The organism is Streptomyces sp. NPDC085932 (assembly GCF_044540525.1).
Lineage (GTDB): Bacteria > Actinomycetota > Actinomycetes > Streptomycetales > Streptomycetaceae > Streptomyces > Streptomyces levis.
In genome coordinates, this window is sequence record NZ_JBITSJ010000005.1 from 187,542 (window position 1) to 202,280 (window position 14,739).

A 14,739-nucleotide genomic window follows, 5' to 3' on the forward strand; every position below is an offset into this window, starting at 1 on the left:
GGCGGCGCCTCCGCAAGGCCCGCGCCATCCCCGCGCTGTTCCCGTGAGCCCCTGCCGCTCGCCCCCGCCGCGGGCGGCCCGCTCTCCGACCCACTCCCGAGCGAGGAGTCCATGCGTTCACCCCGTAGGCCCCCGACCGCCGGCGCACAGGCGCCGCCCCCGCCCGCGCGCGGTCGCCGTGCGCACGCCGGACCACCCGCCGACGAGGGCCCCGAGGACTCCCCGGGCACCGCGGCCGACGGGGCGTCCACGCGCGCGGAGCGCTGGCACATACGCCCGCGCACCGTGCGCGCCAAGATCGTCTGCCTGCTGATGGTGCCGGTCGTCTCCCTGCTGGCCCTGTGGGCCTACGCCACCGTCACCACCGCCCAGGACGTCGCCCGGCTCCGGCAGGTGCAGCGCGTGGACGCCGCCGTCCGCGCCCCCGTCACCGGCGCGATCGCCGCTCTCCAGGCGGAACGCGCGGCCGCCGTACGCCACGCCACCGACCCCTCCGCCGTACCCTCCGGCGAACTGGGGGAACTCGCCCGGCGCACCGACCGGGCCGTCGCGCGGCTGCGGCTCGGCAAGGACAGCACCGTCGCCGACGGAGAGGAGATGCCCGCCGGAGTGGCGGGCCGGCTGGAGGAGTTCGTCACCGCCGCGGAGCAACTGCGCCCACTGCGGACCGCCGTACGAGACGGCAGCGCCGGCTGGGCCGAGACGTACGGCCGCTACACCCGCACCATCGCGGCGGCGTTCGGCGTCGGCGGCGCCCTCACCAACATCCAGGACGCCGACCTCGGCTCCGACGCGCGCGTGCTGCTCGAATTCGCCCGCGCGGGCGAGGCCCTGGCACAGGAGGACGCCGTCCTGGCCAGTGCCCGCCTGGACGGCACGCTCCACGGAGAGCGACTTCGGCTCTTCACCGGTGCCGTCGAACTGCGCCGCACGCTCACCGGATCCGCCGTCGCCGACCTGCGCGGCACCGAGCGCTCCGCCTGGGACGCCCTCGCCGACAGCAGCGCCTACGCCGGGCTGAGCGCCGTCGAGGACAGGGTCCTCGACGGCGGGCCGGGGACCCGGGCGGTCGAGGAGGCTCCCGAAGCCACCTGGAACACGGCGCACGCGCGCGTGCAGAACGGCATGCGCACGATCGAGGACGAGGCGGCACGCGGCGTCGCCCGACGGGCCGACCCGTTCACCCGAGGGCTGCTCACCCCGGCCGGAGCCGCCGTGCTGCTCGGACTCGCCGCCGTCGCCGCCTCCCTCGTCATCTCCGTGCGCATCGGACGCGGTCTCGTGGTGGAACTCGTGAGCCTGCGCAACACCGCCCTGGAGATCGCCCGGCGCAAACTCCCCGAGGCCATGCGGAAACTGCGCGCGGGGGACGAGATCGACGTCCACGCCGAGGCCCCGCCGGGACCACCCGCGGAGGACGAGACCGGCCAGGTCGCCGAGGCCCTCGGCACCGTCCACCGGGCCGCGCTGCGGGCGGCGGTCGAACGCGCCGAACTCGCCAGCGGCATCTCCGGCGTCTTCGTCAACCTCGCCCGGCGCAGCCAGATCCTCGTCCACCGGCAGCTCAGCCTCCTCGACAGCATGGAACGCCGCTCCGACGACCCGAACGAACTGAGCGACCTCTTCCGCCTCGACCACCTCACCACCCGCATGCGGCGCCACGCGGAGAGCCTGATCATCCTCTCCGGAGCCGCCCCCGGCCGCGCCTGGCGCATGCCCGTTCCGCTGACCAACGTGGTCCGCGCCGCCGTCTCCGAAGTCGAGGACTACGCGCGCGTGGAGGTACGGCAACTCCCCGAGGCAGCCGTCATCGGGGCCGCCGTCGCCGACCTCACGCACCTGCTGGCCGAGATCATCGAGAACGCCGCCCAGTTCTCACCGCCCCACACGCGCGTGCGGGTCACCGGCGAACCCGTCGGCAACGGCTACGCCGTGGAGGTCGAGGACCGTGGACTCGGCATGGGACAGGAGACCCTCGCCGAGGCCAACCGCCGCATCGCGCAGTCGGAGGCGCTCGACCTGTTCGACAGCGACCGGCTCGGTCTGTTCGTCGTCAGCAGGCTCGCCGCCCGGCACGGCGTCAAAGTCCACCTGAGGACCTCCCCGTACGGCGGGACGACCGCGGTCGTCCTGCTGCCCACCGCACTGCTGCACGCCGCGCCGGCGGAACGTCCCTCCGGAGCGGCGGCCCACGCGCGGCACCCCGAGGAACGGGCCTACGCGCGCGTGCCGGACCACGACCCACCACACGACGCCGTCCGTGCCCCGGCCGACCGACCGGCCCTCGTGGCCCCAGTGGCCCCCGTCCCGGCAGCGGAGGACCCGAGCGGTCCGGCCAGGACCACCGGCCCCGCCAGGACCACCGGCCCCGCCGCGACCGCCGGCCCTGCCGAGACCGCTGGTTCCGTGGGGAACGGCAGCCCTGTGAGAACCGGTGGCCCCCTGGACACCGCAGGCCCAGTGGAGCCCACCCACCCCGCACACACCACCACCGACCCCGGGCAGACCGCGAGCCACGCGGAGACCACGAGCCCCACTCCACCCCCAGGAGTCGCCACCTTGCGACTGCACCGGCCCCCAGAGCAGCCCGACGGATCCGACGACCTGCCGCGTCGCGTACGCCAGGCCAGCCTCGCCCCCCAACTGCGCGCCGGCCGCCCGGAGGAGCCGCTCCCGGCTTCCGCACATCGGGACGACGAACGCACCCCCGAACTCGTACGGGACCGCATGGCCGCCTACCGCGACGGCTGGGCACGCGGCGGCGGCAGGCGACCCGGCCGCGGAACCACTCCCCGCCCCGCCACGGGCGGCGACAGCAGTGAAGGAGACCGCGCATGATCCAGGACCCGAGCACGCACTCCGCCCGGCACTCCGGCGAACTCGACTGGCTGCTCGACGATCTGGTGCTCCGCGTGAGCGAGATCCGGCACGCCGTCGTGCTGTCCAACGACGGACTCGCCGTGGGCGCCTCGACCGACCTGCGCCGTGAGGACGCCGAACATCTCGCCGCCGTCGCCTCCGGGTTCCACAGCCTCGCCAAGGGAACGGGACGGCACTTCGGCGTCGGCGGGGTGCGCCAGACGATGGTCGAGATGGACGAGGGCTTCCTCTTCGTGGCCGCGGCGGGCGACGGCTCCTGCCTCGCCCTTCTCACCGCCGTGACCGCCGACATCGGCCTCGTGGCCTACGAGATGGCCCGCATGGTCAAGCGCGTCGGCGAGCACCTCGGCACGGCACCCCGCGTCGGCGCCCGGCCAACCGCCGCCGGATGAGACAGGAGGGCGGTCCGTGCAGATGGCCGAGGACATGACGGGGAGCCCGCGCGAGCAGGGCAGCCAGTGGTACGACAGCGAGGCGGGTCCGCTCGTCCGCCCCTATGCCATGACGGGCGGACGTACCCGGCCCGGCCCCACCGGCGTCCGGTTCGACCTGATCGCCCTGGTCACCCTGGATCCGGGCGGGCCCGGCGTGGACGACGCCCCGCTCGGCCCGGAACACCGCACCCTGATCGACCTGTGCCGGACGGAGACCCAGTCGGTCGCCGAACTCGCAGCCGGCGCGGACCTGCCCGTGGGCGTCGTCAGGGTCCTCCTGGGCGACCTCCTGGAACTCGGCTGCGTCATCGTCAGCCGCCCCGTGCCACCGGCGCAACTGCCCGACGAACGCATCCTGCGCGAGGTCATCGAAGGGCTGAGGGCGCTGTAACGCCGTAGCGCCACAGCGCGTAGACAACCTGGCGTCCCACAGAGACGAACCGACCCGTCCGCACTCCAGAGAGAAGTGATCAATGATCTCCGAACACTCCGACGCCGCGGACGGCGAGAGTGCCGCGCTGGCGTTGAAGATCCTGGTCGCCGGTGGGTTCGGGGTGGGCAAGACCACCCTGGTCGGCGCCGTCAGCGAAATCCGGCCCCTGCGCACCGAGGAACTCCTGAGCGAGGCCGGCCAGTCGGTGGACGACACCGACGGTGTGGACCACAAGACCACCACGACCGTCGCCATGGACTTCGGGCGCATCACCATCCGCTCCGGCCTGTCCCTGTACCTGTTCGGCACGCCCGGCCAGGACCGGTTCTGGTTCCTGTGGGACGAGCTCGCCCAGGGGGCCCTCGGTGCGGTGGTCCTCGCGGACACCCGGCGCCTGGAGGACTGCTTCCCCGCGGTCGACTACTTCGAGCACCGGCGCATCCCGTTCGTGGTCGCCGTCAACTGCTTCGCCGGCGCCCGGCGGCACGGCGCACCGGACGTCTCGCGCGCCCTCGACCTCGACCGGGGCACGCCCGTCGTGCTCTGCGACGCACGGGACCGCGACTCCGGAAAGGAGGTGCTGATCCGGCTCGTCGAGTACGCCGGACGGATGCACACCGCCCGGCTCCTCGACTCGGTCGGCTGACCCCGTGACCGCGTGGTCAGTCCGCGACGTTCCGCTCCGCCAGCACCCGGTCGATCGTGACGCGGACGAGGAGTTCCCCCGGCACGCCGTTGCGGGCGCCGAACTCCTCGGCGCGCTCCTCGCCCATGTACCGGGCGCCGATGCGGGTGGCCCAGCGCCGTACGTCGTCGAGGTCGTCCGAAATGCGTGCCCGGCCGGTCAGCACGACGAACGAGTACGGCGGCCGGTCGTCGTCCACGCACAGGGCGACGCGGCCGTCGCGGGCGATGTTGCGGCCCTTCACACTGCTCTCGCCGGTGTTGAACACCAGCTCCTCCCCGTCCAGCACGAACCAGATCGGCGTCACGTGCGGGCTGCCGTCGGCCCGGACCGTCGAGAGCTTTCCGGTGCGGGTGCCGTGGGAGACGAACTCCCGCCATTGCGCGTCGGTCATCTTCTCTGCCATGGCTCCCATCCTCCTTGCCCCGGCCGCGGTCCTGGGGAAGGCTGGCGTGGAGATCCTCCGGCCAGGAGGAGAATCGCACGGGGAGAAAACGGGGAGATCGGGACATGGCGCAGAACCAGGGACTCGACTGGCTGCTGGACGACCTGACCGAGCGCGTCCACGAGGTCCGGCACGCACTGGTCCTGTCCAACGACGGCCTGGTGACGGGCGCGAGCACCGGACTGCGCCGCGAGGACGCCGAGCACCTCGCGGCCGTGTCGTCCGGGCTGCACAGCCTGGCCAAGGGCTCAGGACGGCATTTCGGCGCGGGCAGTGTCCGCCAGACGATGATCGAGTTCGACGACGCGGTGCTCTTCGTCACGGCGGCCGGCACGGGCAGCTGCCTGTGCGTCCTCAGTGGCGCGGAGGCCGACATAGGCCAGATCGCGTACGAGATGACACTGCTGGTCAACCGGGTCGGCGAGCACCTCGACGTGGACGCCCGCCAGCCCGAACGAAAGCCCCCCACAGACGCCTGACCAGCGCGTTCTTCATCTCCGCGGAGTTATCCACAGGCTCGCCACGAGGTGCGCGGAACCGGCTACGGTTTTTCCACGACGACGCACACGCCGACCGACCGCACACGGTGACCTGCACGGCGACCGCAGCTGACCCCTCATCGCGACCGCACACGGTGACCCTGCACGGCGATCAGACACGGGGACCGGGGACCAGGCACGGGGGCCAGCACGGGACCGTGAACCGGGACCACGGTAGGTGTCGGCGTCAAGCCATTGACTCCACGGGGGAGACGAGCATGTCAGACACGATCGCGAAAACCGACCGCCCCACCTTCGGCCCGAGCCGGGCCGCCCGCGAACTCGGCCTCAAACGAGGCGAGTTCGACCTCGCGGTGAACCTGGGGCTCGTCCGAACCGTCCCGGACGAAGGCGGCGGAGCCCCCTGCGTCACAGGCACGGAGCTCGACCGGCTGCGTGCCGCCGACCGCTTCCCCGACGGCCTCCGGGAACGCGTCAGGACCACCGGCACAACCGAGAGCGCCGCGCTCATGGAGATCGCGCCGACGCGGTTCACGAGCCTCGCCCGCTTCGGCCTGGTCGTGCCGGTGAGGTTTTACCTCAACCGCTACAGGACCGTCGTCTGGCTGTATCTGGCCGAGGAACTACGGCAATTCGCGGCCGAGGCGAGCAACGCCCGGCTGCTGTCGGGGCGTCTGCCCGCGGAGATGCGGGGCGGGCTGAAGAGCGGGCTGGACCGTCGCCCCCGCAACTGGCGGGGACGTCACAGCGGATTCCTGCTGCGGCAGGCGGGCGACGACCCGTGGGCGCACGCGGCGGCGGTCGCGAGCCTCCTGGCCCCCGCCGACGTGGCGGAGGTCGTCGAGGACCCCTGGGAGCGGGCCCAGCTGGACCGCCTCCGCCCTCGCCTCCCTTCCCACGGGGTGCCCGGTTCACCGGCCGCCGAGCTCGCCCAGCGGCTCATGACGGCCGGCGAGCCCGACGAAGTGGCCTGGATCCGCGCGGACCTGGCCCACACGATGGAGACGGCACGCAGAATGCGCCCGGCACCACGTCCGGGCTCGCCCCTGGAGCAGGCACCGCCTGCCGCGGAGACGACACCACGCGTGGCGCCGACCCGACCAACAGAATCGGCATCACTCCGGGAGCCGACACCACCCACCGAGCTGACACCACCCACCGAGCTGACACCGCCCACCGAGCCGACACCATTCACTGCACCGACCTCGCCCCCCGTGCCTCAGCCGAACGGCCTGCTGGGCCGGCTGCGGCGCAGAGGCCGGCGATCGGCCAGGAGCGTGTCGATGCCACCCGCCCGGCCCCGTGGGCAAGGCCCCATCGGCAATCCGGGAGGTCAACGGGACGCAGCGAAGAGGCGCACGCCCATCGAATACCGAGGAACACCGAAGGACGACCACACGTGAACCCCGAACGACACCCGGTCGAGATCCGTCCAGCCACCGTCGCCGACATGCCCACCGTCTGCGACATCGTCAACCACTACATCGAGACGAGCACGGTCAACTTCCGCACGGAACCGCAGACGGCGCAGGAGTGGACCGAGGACCTGGAGCGCCTCCGGGAGCGCTACCCCTGGCTCGTTGCCGAGGTCGACGGCGTGGTCGCCGGCATCGCCTACGCGGGCCCCTGGAAGGCCCGCAGTGCCTACGACTGGACGGCGGAGGCGACGGTGTACGTCTCCCACCGGCACCAGCGGCTGGGTCTCGGCTCCGCCCTCTACACCCACCTGCTGACGTCCCTGGAGGAGCAGGGCTTCAAGAGCGTGGTCGCGGTGATCGGACTGCCCAACGACCCGAGCGTGCGCCTGCACGAAACGCTCGGCTTCACCGCGTGCGGGACGCTGCGGGCAGCGGGCTACAAGCACGGGGAGTGGCATGACGTCGGGTTCTGGCAGCGCTCCTTTCCCCTGTCCGCCCCGCCCCGCCCGGTGCGGCCCACCGGGCAGGTGACCGTCTGATGTGCCGCGGACGCGGTACCCGGCTGAAGCAACCCGGGCGGCACGCCTCCAGGTGGGCGCACGGCCCGCCGGCGGCGGAGATCACCGGCCTCCCGCCGCCTGCCGCCGCTCGTCGCGGGCCGGAGGCCGGAGGAAGGGGGCAGGCCATGCCCGAACTGCCTGATGTCGAGGGCTTCCGGTTGGTGCTGGAGTCCTGCGCGAGCGGCCGGATGATCCGGCACGTGGACGTACGCGACCCGGGCGTCCTGCACGGGATCGATGCCCGGGGTCTGCGCGACGCGCTGGTGGGGCGGCGGTTCGGCACACCCCGGAGGCACGGCAAGTGGCTGCTCGCCCGCACCGGCGGCCCCACCCTCGTCCTGCACTTCGGCATGACCGGCAGCCTGGTCTGCGCCCGCACCGAGGACCCGGTCGAGGCCTACGACCGTGTGCTGTTCACACTGGGCGGTGGCCGCCGGCTCCGTTTCCGTGACCAGCGCAAGCTTCAGGGCCTCTGGCTCGCTCACGACGACTCCGACGTGGACCGGCTGCTCGGCCGGCAGGGTCCCGACGCGCTGGCGGTGGACAGGACGGAGTTCGAGACCCTGCTCGCGGCCCGGCGCGGGCACCTCAAGACGGCGCTCACCGACCAGTCCGTCCTGGCCGGCCTCGGCAACCTCCTCGCCGACGAGATCCTGTGGCGAGCCCGCCTGCGTCCCGACCGTCCGGCGCGCGACCTCACCGAGGCCGACCGCCGACGCCTGTACGGGGAGATGCGCCGCACCCTGCGCACTTCCGTCTCGGCGGGCCGTGTCCCGCCGCGCGACTCGTGGCTCACCGGCCGGCGCGACGACCACGACCCGCGGTGCCCGCGCTGCGGCACCGCACTGCGCCGCACCCGGATGGCGGGCCGCGGCACGGTGTGGTGCCCCCGGTGCCAGCCGGCCGCCTGACCCCCGCCCACTGTCACTGTCCGGGCTCCGGCCGGCGGCCCACCGGCCAGGACACATCCACCGTCCGCCGCTCAGGACGCCCCACTGCCCGCCGCTAAGGAGGCCCCACTGCCCGTCACTCAGGATGCGTCCACCGCCCGCCGCTCAGGGCGCGTCCACCGTCCGCCGTTCCTCGTCCGGCGCCACCAGCGACTGGGTGAGGGGGATCCGCGCCAGGGCGAACACCCCCGCGGCGATCAGCGCGACACCGAACAGCTGGGGCAGCAGCCACCACCCGGAGCGGACCGTCTCCTCGTACAGCAGGATGCCGAGGGCGAGGCTCACCAGGGCGTCGCCGAGGGTGAGCGCGGGCTGCGAGGCCACCAGGGGACCGGCCTGCATGGCGTTCTCCAGCAGGAACAGGGCGCACACGCCGGTCGCGGCGAACGCGTACGTCTGCCAGGTGGTGAGGAAGGCCACGAGCCCCTGCTCGTCCAGGATGTGGGTGGCCGCCTTCATCAGGGCCGCGGTCACCGCGTAACTGATCGCCGTCGCGGCACCCAGGCAGGCCGCCCGGGCACGGCCCTCCGGGCGTTTGAGGGCCGCGAGGGCGAGACCCACGACGGCGCCCGCGCACACGGCGAGCGCGGGGATCCAGCGGCCCAGCTCCACATGGGTGCGGTCGCCGGAGGGAGAGGCGGCGGCGAGCGCGACGGCCAGCCCCGCCACCACCACCGTCACGGCCAGCCAGCCCGAGCGCGGCAGCCGCCGGTGCATCAGCAGAGAGGCGACGACCAGAGTGAGGGGAAGCTCCAGCACGAACAGCGGCTGCACGATCGTCAGAGGGCCGGTCGCCAGCGCCAGCGCCTGGCAGACCGCGGCGCCGATCACCGCGAGGATGCCGGCCAGCCAGACCGGCCGGCGCAGCAGATCGAGCATCAGTCCGGCGCGCAGGCCCTCGGAGCGCGGCACGGACAGCGCCGCCTTGCGCTGCAGCACCGTCGCGACGGCGTTGCTGAGGGCCGCGCAGACCGCGAACAGCACGGGGAGCACGGTGTGCAGCGTGGTCACCTCCCGGATCGGCGGGCGCGTGACACGGACGAAGGCCGCCTCCTGCCATGGTCGCCGGATCGGGACCCGGGCGCGATCGGAGCCACCCGGCCGGACCACGCCCGCGTCAGCCCAGCTTCCGGAAGAGCCCTTCCTGCACGACCGACACCACCAGCCGGCCGTCGCGGTCGTAGATCCGGCCGCGCGCCAGACCCCGGCCGCCGACCGCGATGGGGGACTCCTGGTCGTACAGCAGCCAGTCGTCCGCCCGGAACGGGCGGTGGAACCACATCGCGTGGTCGAGGGAGGCCATGTCGAAGCCCCGCGGCCCCCACAGCGGCTCGACCGGGATGCGGACGGCGTCCAGCAGGGTCATGTCGCTGGCGTAGGTGAGGGCGCAGGTGTGCACGAGCGGGTCGTCGCCGAGCGGCCCGACGGCACGCATCCACACGGCGCTGCGCGGTTCGGCGTCCTGGACCTGCTCGGCGGTCCAGCGCAGCCGGTCCACGTAGCGGATGTCGAAGGGCTGGCGGCGGGCCATCCGCTCCAGCTGCTCGGGCAGGGTGCCCAGGTGCTCGCGGATCTCGTCCGTGACGGTGGGCAGCGACTCGGGGTCGGGTACCTCCCGGGCCGGCAGCAGCTGGTGCTCGAAGCCGCCGTCCTCCGGCTTGTGGAAGGAGGCGGTGAGGTTGAAGATCGTGCGGCCCTGCTGGACGGCCGTGACCCGCCGGGTGGTGAAGGAGCGCCCGTCGCGCACGTGCTCCACCTGGTAGACGATCGGCACGCCCGGGCGGCCGGGACGCAGGAAGTAGGCGTGCAGCGAGTGCACGGGTCGGTCGCCCTCGGTGGTGCGGCCGGCGGCGACCAGGGCCTGGCCCGCCACCTGCCCGCCGAAGACCCGCTGCAGGGACTCCTGCGGGCTGCGGCCACGGAAGATGTCGACCTCGATCTGCTCCAGGTCGAGCAGGTCGACGAGCCTTTCGGCCGGGTTCGTCGTCATGGGTGAGATGCTCCTGTGCTCGCTGCTGCCCGGCCGGTCACAGCTGGCCGACGTCGGTGACGCGCACGACCGCGCGGCCCTCCGCGTCCGAGGCGGCGAGGTCGATCTCCGCGCTGATGCCCCAGTCGTGGTCGCCGTTCGGGTCGTGGAAGATCTGCCGGACCCGCCACAGCCCGTTCCGCGGCTCCTCCTCGATGAGCAGCAGCTTCGGGCCGCGTGCGTCGGGGCCGGTGCCGAGGTCGTCGTACTCGTCCCAGTACTTGTCCATCGCCTCGCCCCAGGCGTCGGCGTCCCAGCCGGACTCCCCGTCCATCTCGCCCAGCTCCTCGACCTGGTCCAGGGCGGCCAGTTCGACGCGGCGGAACATGGCGTTGCGGACCAGGACGCGGAAGGCGCGCGCGTTGGCGGTGACCGGCTTGACCTCGTCGGCCTTCTCCTGGGCCTCCTCGGCGGTCATCTCCTCCGGGTTGGCCAGCTGCTCCCACTCGTCCAGCAGACTGGAGTCGACCTGGCGCACCATCTCGCCCAGCCACTCGATCAGGTCCTGCAGATCCTCGGACTTCAGGTCGTCCGGGACGGTGTGGTCGAGGGCCTTGTAGGCGCTGGCCAGGTAGCGCAGCACGATGCCCTCGGTGCGGGCCAGCTCGTAGTGGGACACCAACTCCGTGAAGGACAGGGCACGTTCGTACATGTCACGGATGACCGACTTCGGCGACAGCGGGTGGTCACCGACCCAGGGGTGGCTCTTGCGATACGTGTTGTATGCGTGGAAGAGCAGCTCCTCCAGGGGCTTCGGGTACGTGATGTCCTGGAGGCGCTCCATGCGCTCCTCGTACTCGACGCCGTCGGCCTTCATCTGGGCGACGGCCTCGCCGCGCGCCTTGTTCTGCTGGGCGGCGAGGATCTGCCGCGGGTCGTCCAGCGTCGACTCAACCACGGACACCATGTCGAGCGCGTACGACGGCGACTCGGGGTCGAGCAGCTCGAACGCGGCGAGCGCGAACGTGGACAGGGGCTGGTTGAGGGCGAAGTCCTGCTGGAGGTCGACCGTGAGGCGGACGATGCGGCCGGTGGGGTCCGGCTCGTCGAGCTTCTCGACGATGCCGCCGTCGAGCAGCGAGCGGTAGATGGCGATGGCCCGGCGGATGTGCCGCAGCTGCTGCTTGCGCGGCTCGTGGTTGTCCTCCAGCAGCCGGCGCATCGCGTCGAAGGCGTTGCCGGGGCGGGCGATCACCGACAGCAGCATCGTGTGCGTCACCCGGAACCGGGAGGTCAGCGGCTCCGGTTCCGAGGCGATGAGCTTCTCGAAGGTCTGCTCCGACCAGGCGACGAACCCCTCCGGTGCCTTCTTGCGGACGACCTTGCGGCGCTTCTTGGGGTCGTCGCCGGCCTTGGCGAGGGCCTTCTCGTTCTCCACGACGTGCTCGGGGGCCTGCGCGACGACGAAGCCCTCCGTGTCGAAGCCGGCCCGGCCGGCGCGGCCCGCGATCTGGTGGAACTCCCGGGCCCGCAGGGTGCGCACGCGCGTGCCGTCGTACTTGGTGAGGGCCGTGAACAGCACCGTGCGGATGGGGACGTTGACGCCGACGCCGAGCGTGTCCGTGCCGCAGATGACCTTCAGCAGACCGGCCTGCGCGAGTTTCTCCACCAGGCGGCGGTACTTGGGCAGCATGCCGGCGTGGTGGACGCCGATGCCGTGCCGGACGTAACGGGACAGGTTGCGGCCGAACTTGGTGGTGAAGCGGAAGTTGCCGATCAGGTCGGCGATCTGCTCCTTCTCCTCCTTCGAGCACATGTTGATGCTCATCAGCGCCTGCGCCCGCTCCACGGCCTGGGCCTGCGTGAAGTGCACGATGTACACGGGCGCCTGCCGGGCCTGGAGCAGGTCGGTGAGCGTCTCGGTGAGCGGCGTGAAGCGGTACTCGTAGGACAGCGGCACCGGGCGGGTGGCCGAGCGGACCACCGCCGTGGGGCGGCCGGTGCGGCGGGTGAGGTCCTTCTCGAAGAAGGAGACGTCGCCGAGCGTCGCCGACATCAGCACGAACTGCGCCTGCGGCAGCTCCAGGATCGGGATCTGCCAGGCCCAACCGCGGTCGCCCTCGGCGTAGAAGTGGAACTCGTCCATCACGACCTGGCCGACGTCCGCGTCCTTGCCGTCGCGCAGCGCGATCGACGCCAGGACCTCGGCGGTGCAGCAGATGACCGGGGCGTCGGCGTTGACCGAGGCGTCGCCGGTGAGCATGCCCACGTTCTCCGTGCCGAAGATCTTGCACAGCTCGAAGAACTTCTCCGACACCAGCGCCTTGATCGGAGCCGTGTAGAAGGTGACCTCGTCGCGGGCCAGGGCCGCGAAGTGCGCACCCGCCGCGATCATGCTCTTGCCGGAGCCGGTGGGCGTCGACACGATCACGTTCGCGCCGGAGACCACCTCGATCAGCGCCTCCTCCTGGTGGGGATAGAGCGTGAGCCCCCGCTCGCCGGCCCACGACTCGAAGGCTTCGTACAGGGCGTCGGGGTCGGCGGTCCGCGGCAGCTGATCGATGAGGGTCACGCCCCCATCTTGCCTGGCCCGGTCCCCGATGCGGGAATCGGCTGCCGCCCCGAAGATCACCGACGCTACGCTGGGGCGCCGACGACGCGTCAGCGCTCCCGGTCAACTGGACAGCGGCACACGAGGAATAGGGGCGGGCAACGGCCATGATGGGACCAGCACACTCACTGTCGGGCGCCGCCGCCTGGCTCGGCGTCGGTGCGGCCGCGGCCGCCGCCGGGCAGCCGATGCCCTGGCCGGTCCTCCTCGTCGGCGCCCTGATCTGCGCCGGAGCCGCCCTCGCCCCGGACCTGGACCACAAGGCGGCCACCATCTCCCGGTCCTTCGGGCCGCTGTCGCGCTGGCTGTGCGAGATCGTCGACAAGCTGTCGTACGCCGTCTACAAGGCCACGAAGAAGCAGGGCGACCCGCGCCGCTCCGGCGGGCACCGCACGCTCACGCACACCTGGCTGTGGGCGGTCCTGATCGGCGCGGGCACCTCGGTCGTGGCGCTCACCAGCGACCGCTGGGGCGTGCTCGCGATCCTCTTCGTGCATCTGGTCCTGGCCATCGAGGGCCTGCTGTGGCGGGCGACCCGCGGCTCCAGCGCCGACGTCCTGGTGTGGCTCCTGGCCGCGACCACGGCGTGGATCCTGGCGGGCATGCTGGACAAGCCGGGCAACGGCGCGGACTGGCTGTTCACGGCGCCGGGCCAGGAGTACCTGTGGCTGGGGCTGCCGGTCGTGCTGGGCGCGATCGTGCACGACATCGGGGACGCGCTGACCGTCTCCGGCTGCCCGATCCTGTGGCCCATTCCCGTGGGGCGCAAGCGCTGGTACCCCGTGGGGCCGCCGAAGTTCATGCGGTTCCGGGCGGGCAGCTGGGTCGAGCTCCGCGTGCTGATGCCGGCGTTCATGCTGCTCGGCGGGGTGGGCTGCGCGGCGGCGCTCAACGTGATCTGACCGCCGGGCGGCTCCCGCCGGGGCTCGGCCGCTGCCGTAGCGCTGCCGGGCGGGCTCCTTGCAGGGCTCAGTCGCTGCCCTGGACGCTGCCGGGCGGGCCACCCGAGGGGCTCAGCCGCTGCCGTAGCGCCGTTCGAAGGCCGCGACCCGGCCCTCCGTGTCCACCGTGCGGGCCTTGCCCGTGTAGAAGGGGTGGCTCTCCGAGGAGATCTCCACGTCCACGACCGGGTAGGTCTCGCCGTCGTCCCACTCGATGGTCTGGTCGCTGGTCGCGGTGGACCGGGTGAGGAAGGCGTACCCGGCGGCGCGGTCGCGGAAGACGACGGGGTGGTAGTCGGGGTGCTTGTCCTGCTGCATGGGTGCTCCTCGGGCGGCTCGGGTCCGTTCTGCGATCGGCCGGTGCGATCGATCGGTGCCATCGGGGGTGATCAACCGGGCAGGGCGTCCTCGTCGACGATGTGGACGGCCGCCTCCTCGGCCGAGGCCGCGGCGCCGTCGATCCCCACGTCCGTGGCGACCAGCGCGGCCTCCTCGTCCTCGTGGGCGCCCTCGTCGGGGGCGACGAGGCGGCCGGAGCGGGCGGCGCCGACCTCGTTGTCCAGGAGTTCCCCGTCGCTGCCCGCGCAGTCCCCGAGACCGTCGCCGTCCGGGGCGACGGCGTCCGGCAGCTCCTCGGCGAGCCGCTGGTCCAGCGTCTCGCCCCGCTGCCGCTCGGCCGCCGTCACCCCGAGGTGCTCGACGGCCCACGGCCGCTCCGGCGGTGACCAGCCCCGGTCCAGGGGATCGTCGACACCGTCGTACTCCAGCGTGTCCTCGGCGTCGAGCAGCCCCGTGTCCTCCCTCTGCTCGTCTTGATCCGGCTGGTAGACGTCGTCTCCCCAGCCGTCGGAGCTGTTCACGGGTACCTCCAGGGGGTCGGGACGGGCCCGTCTCACCGTGGCCCGCGCCGGGC

At 72.7% G+C, this 14,739-nt stretch carries 15 protein-coding genes; 9 read left to right on the forward strand and 6 right to left on the reverse strand.

Going from position 1 to position 14,739, the window contains the following annotated elements; genetic code table 11:
* The first annotated feature begins 111 nt into the window (after window positions 1-111).
* From ACIGAQ_RS24940 to ACIGAQ_RS24955, 4 genes are all read left to right on the forward strand, one after another.
* On the forward strand, window positions 112-2,838 hold the full coding sequence (locus ACIGAQ_RS24940) for a nitrate- and nitrite sensing domain-containing protein (protein WP_399786245.1): 2,727 nt from the start codon (window positions 112-114) through the stop codon (window positions 2,836-2,838).
* Window positions 2,835-3,272, forward strand: a complete 438-nt coding sequence (locus tag ACIGAQ_RS24945) for a roadblock/LC7 domain-containing protein (protein WP_399786248.1) — start codon at window positions 2,835-2,837, stop codon at window positions 3,270-3,272. The genes ACIGAQ_RS24940 and ACIGAQ_RS24945 overlap by 4 nt, the downstream gene beginning before the upstream one ends.
* 22 nt (window positions 3,273-3,294) lie before the next feature.
* Window positions 3,295-3,705, forward strand: a complete 411-nt coding sequence (locus ACIGAQ_RS24950; RefSeq protein WP_399787133.1) for a DUF742 domain-containing protein — start codon at window positions 3,295-3,297, stop codon at window positions 3,703-3,705.
* A gap of 82 nt (window positions 3,706-3,787) precedes the next feature.
* Window positions 3,788-4,393 carry a GTP-binding protein gene (locus ACIGAQ_RS24955; protein WP_399786251.1) on the forward strand — a complete coding sequence of 202 codons (606 nt, stop codon included), beginning with the start codon at window positions 3,788-3,790 and terminating at the stop codon, window positions 4,391-4,393.
* A 16-nt stretch (window positions 4,394-4,409) separates the two neighbouring features.
* On the opposite strand, the gene ACIGAQ_RS24960 is transcribed toward ACIGAQ_RS24955, so the two are convergent.
* On the reverse strand, window positions 4,410-4,838 hold the full coding sequence (locus tag ACIGAQ_RS24960; RefSeq protein ID WP_311682054.1) for a PPOX class F420-dependent oxidoreductase: 429 nt from the start codon (window positions 4,836-4,838) through the stop codon (window positions 4,410-4,412).
* Window positions 4,839-4,942: 104 nt separating this feature from the next.
* Here ACIGAQ_RS24960 and ACIGAQ_RS24965 point away from each other — a divergent pair, with 104 nt between their 5' ends.
* The 4 genes from ACIGAQ_RS24965 to ACIGAQ_RS24980 all read left to right on the forward strand — a co-directional run bounded on the left by ACIGAQ_RS24965 (window position 4,943) and on the right by ACIGAQ_RS24980 (window position 8,266).
* Window positions 4,943-5,356, forward strand: coding sequence for a roadblock/LC7 domain-containing protein (locus ACIGAQ_RS24965; RefSeq protein WP_362278801.1), 414 nt, complete (start codon window positions 4,943-4,945; stop codon window positions 5,354-5,356).
* Between the two features lie 278 nt (window positions 5,357-5,634).
* The gene (locus ACIGAQ_RS24970; protein ID WP_399786255.1) at window positions 5,635-6,780 is read left to right on the forward strand and encodes a DUF6397 family protein; all 1,146 of its coding nucleotides are present in this window, start codon (window positions 5,635-5,637) and stop codon (window positions 6,778-6,780) included.
* The gene (gene pat / locus ACIGAQ_RS24975) at window positions 6,777-7,334 is read left to right on the forward strand and encodes a phosphinothricin N-acetyltransferase (RefSeq protein WP_399786258.1); all 558 of its coding nucleotides are present in this window, start codon (window positions 6,777-6,779) and stop codon (window positions 7,332-7,334) included. Before ACIGAQ_RS24970 ends, pat begins: the two co-directional genes overlap by 4 nt.
* Window positions 7,335-7,480: 146 nt before the next feature.
* Window positions 7,481-8,266, forward strand: coding sequence for a DNA-formamidopyrimidine glycosylase family protein (locus tag ACIGAQ_RS24980; protein ID WP_362278803.1), 786 nt, complete (start codon window positions 7,481-7,483; stop codon window positions 8,264-8,266).
* 144 nt (window positions 8,267-8,410) lie between these two features.
* Here the strand turns inward: ACIGAQ_RS24980 and ACIGAQ_RS24985 are convergent, their stop codons facing one another.
* The 3 genes from ACIGAQ_RS24985 to ACIGAQ_RS24995 all read right to left on the reverse strand — a co-directional run bounded on the left by ACIGAQ_RS24985 (window position 8,411) and on the right by ACIGAQ_RS24995 (window position 12,846).
* Entirely contained in the window at window positions 8,411-9,307 is an 897-nt protein-coding gene (locus ACIGAQ_RS24985; RefSeq protein ID WP_311682316.1) for a DMT family transporter, read from the reverse strand.
* A gap of 115 nt (window positions 9,308-9,422) precedes the next feature.
* A complete protein-coding gene (locus ACIGAQ_RS24990; RefSeq protein ID WP_399786261.1) occupies window positions 9,423-10,295 on the reverse strand; it encodes an acyl-CoA thioesterase in 873 nt (290 codons plus the stop codon).
* 37 nt (window positions 10,296-10,332) lie between these two features.
* Window positions 10,333-12,846, reverse strand: a complete 2,514-nt coding sequence (locus tag ACIGAQ_RS24995; RefSeq protein WP_311682045.1) for a DUF3516 domain-containing protein — start codon at window positions 12,844-12,846, stop codon at window positions 10,333-10,335.
* A 146-nt stretch (window positions 12,847-12,992) separates the two neighbouring features.
* Here ACIGAQ_RS24995 and ACIGAQ_RS25000 point away from each other — a divergent pair, with 146 nt between their 5' ends.
* Window positions 12,993-13,787 carry a metal-dependent hydrolase gene (locus ACIGAQ_RS25000; protein ID WP_362278804.1) on the forward strand — a complete coding sequence of 265 codons (795 nt, stop codon included), beginning with the start codon at window positions 12,993-12,995 and terminating at the stop codon, window positions 13,785-13,787.
* A gap of 111 nt (window positions 13,788-13,898) precedes the next feature.
* Here the strand turns inward: ACIGAQ_RS25000 and ACIGAQ_RS25005 are convergent, their stop codons facing one another.
* Together ACIGAQ_RS25005 and ACIGAQ_RS25010 are read right to left on the reverse strand one after the other, a co-directional pair.
* Complete coding sequence (locus ACIGAQ_RS25005) at window positions 13,899-14,144, reverse strand: type B 50S ribosomal protein L31 (RefSeq protein WP_311682041.1); 246 nt, start codon at window positions 14,142-14,144, stop codon at window positions 13,899-13,901.
* 71 nt (window positions 14,145-14,215) lie between these two features.
* Window positions 14,216-14,686 (reverse strand): DUF5709 domain-containing protein, encoded by a 471-nt coding sequence (locus ACIGAQ_RS25010; protein ID WP_311682039.1) that lies wholly within the window; start codon window positions 14,684-14,686, stop codon window positions 14,216-14,218.
* Window positions 14,687-14,739 lie beyond the last annotated feature (53 nt).

What these genes read in the sequence shown, in the direction of transcription:
- ACIGAQ_RS25005 (WP_311682041.1), bottom strand. Translation starts at nt 14,144, where the DNA reads ATGCAGCAGGACAAGCACCCCGACTACCACCCCGTCGTCTTCCGCGAC.
- ACIGAQ_RS24965 (WP_362278801.1), top strand. Translation starts at nt 4,943, where the DNA reads ATGGCGCAGAACCAGGGACTCGACTGGCTGCTGGACGACCTGACCGAG.
- ACIGAQ_RS24945 (WP_399786248.1), top strand. Translation starts at nt 2,835, where the DNA reads ATGATCCAGGACCCGAGCACGCACTCCGCCCGGCACTCCGGCGAACTC.
- ACIGAQ_RS24950 (WP_399787133.1), top strand. Translation starts at nt 3,295, where the DNA reads ATGGCCGAGGACATGACGGGGAGCCCGCGCGAGCAGGGCAGCCAGTGG.
- ACIGAQ_RS24940 (WP_399786245.1), top strand. Translation starts at nt 112, where the DNA reads ATGCGTTCACCCCGTAGGCCCCCGACCGCCGGCGCACAGGCGCCGCCC.
- ACIGAQ_RS24990 (WP_399786261.1), bottom strand. Translation starts at nt 10,295, where the DNA reads ATGACGACGAACCCGGCCGAAAGGCTCGTCGACCTGCTCGACCTGGAG.
- ACIGAQ_RS24955 (WP_399786251.1), top strand. Translation starts at nt 3,788, where the DNA reads ATGATCTCCGAACACTCCGACGCCGCGGACGGCGAGAGTGCCGCGCTG.
- ACIGAQ_RS24980 (WP_362278803.1), top strand. Translation starts at nt 7,481, where the DNA reads ATGCCCGAACTGCCTGATGTCGAGGGCTTCCGGTTGGTGCTGGAGTCC.
- ACIGAQ_RS24960 (WP_311682054.1), bottom strand. Translation starts at nt 4,838, where the DNA reads ATGGCAGAGAAGATGACCGACGCGCAATGGCGGGAGTTCGTCTCCCAC.
- ACIGAQ_RS25000 (WP_362278804.1), top strand. Translation starts at nt 12,993, where the DNA reads ATGATGGGACCAGCACACTCACTGTCGGGCGCCGCCGCCTGGCTCGGC.
- ACIGAQ_RS24970 (WP_399786255.1), top strand. Translation starts at nt 5,635, where the DNA reads ATGTCAGACACGATCGCGAAAACCGACCGCCCCACCTTCGGCCCGAGC.